Annotated in this window: 1 protein-coding gene; it reads left to right on the forward strand. The window is 48.1% G+C overall.

The window, feature by feature from the left end; all coding sequences use genetic code 11:
* The first annotated feature begins 94 nt into the window (after positions 1–94).
* A complete protein-coding gene (locus tag NI000_RS36475) occupies positions 95–1345 on the forward strand; it encodes an ISL3 family transposase (RefSeq protein WP_253416164.1) in 1251 nt (416 codons plus the stop codon).
* Positions 1346–1499 lie beyond the last annotated feature (154 nt).

Consider the following 1499-nt stretch of genomic DNA (forward strand, 5'->3'; position numbering starts at 1 on the left):
TTATGCTTCGTCGCTATACTTAATGGCTTAAAGTCTGAATCATAGAAAAAGAGTCAATACTGCTCAGTAATACGTTAATAGGAGCGGATTGACGATGCGGAACTCTTTAAGCAGTAGTGAAAACTTGATCATGGACATGTTTAAAGTGGCTTTGCAATTGGAAGAACCATGGAAGCTGACGCATATTGAATTTGACAATCAGGATCAAGCTTGGCACCTGCATTTGGATTTTAAGCGAGGCGCTATCTTTGCATGCCCCTTGTGTGGCACTGAGTGTAGAGCCTATGACAGCGATATAAAGCATTGGCGGCATCTGGATTTCTGGGACTGGAAAACCTTTATGCATGCGAGAATGCCAAGAGTGAAGTGTACTTCTTGCAACAAAGTAACCCAGGTGTATGCCAAGTGGGCAAGACCCCTTTCGCATTTCACCTTGCTGTTTGAAGCATGGGCCATGCGCTTGATGGCCGAAATGCCGGTTAACGCGGCAGCCCGGGAACTACGGGAGCATGATACCCGTATGTGGCGGATTTTCCACCACTACGTGGATAAAGCCATGTCGGAGCTTGATATTACGAAGGTAAAACGCATCGCCATTGATGAGACATCCTCCAGACGCGGTCACCGCTACATTACCTTGTTCGTGGACGTAGACCGAAAGGTTGTCCTCTTTGCCACGGAAGGTAAAGGAATGGATACCTTGGAATGCTTCAAAGGCCACCTTGCAGAAAAAGGCGTAGCTGCGGACGCAATCGAAGAGGTCTGCTGCGATATGTCCCCCGCATTTATCCGCGGTATTGAAGAGTATTTCCCGAAAGCGGAAATTACCTTTGATAAATTTCATGTGATGAAGCTGATTGGTGAAGCGGTCGATGAGGTGCGCATCCAGGAACAGAAGCAAAAACCCGAACTGAAACGAACCAAATACATCTGGCTGAAAAATGAAGTAAATCTGAAAGCGGAGCAAAAGGAAACCCTGCATCGCCTGAAGGATAGCAACCTGCTGACTGGACGCGCATACCGGTTGAAACTTGCCTTGCAAGAGCTTTGGACGACTCCTCACGTATTTGCAGATCTATCTCTTCGGGAATGGATTGGTTGGGCAACACGTTCCCAGCTTCCACCGATGGTAAGCCTAGCCAAAACCATGAAGCAACATGAAAAAGGGATCCTGCGTTGGTTCCACAGCAAAATGACGAACGGTTTGCTGGAAGGCATAAATGGGCTGGTACAAGCAGCCAAACGTCGAGCCAGAGGCTACCGTAACGTGGAAAACTTAATTACGATGGTCTACATGACCGCCAATAAGCTCCGTCTTCCGGAGCTCGCGGCACGACGAGCATAAATCCCCTTACCGCCTTCTGACCCCGCTTCAGATGTTGAAGCAGCCGTCAAGCGATCTACTTGACGGCTGTTTCAACATCTGAAAATCTCTTAAAGGCGGAAGGGGTTATGAAACTAACATTTTGCATTGTACCCACCCAGTAGAGCGAAGAGCC

It is taken from the genome of Paenibacillus tyrphae (genome assembly GCF_024158745.1).
Taxonomy (GTDB): Bacteria; Bacillota; Bacilli; order Paenibacillales; family NBRC-103111; genus Paenibacillus_G; species Paenibacillus_G tyrfis_A.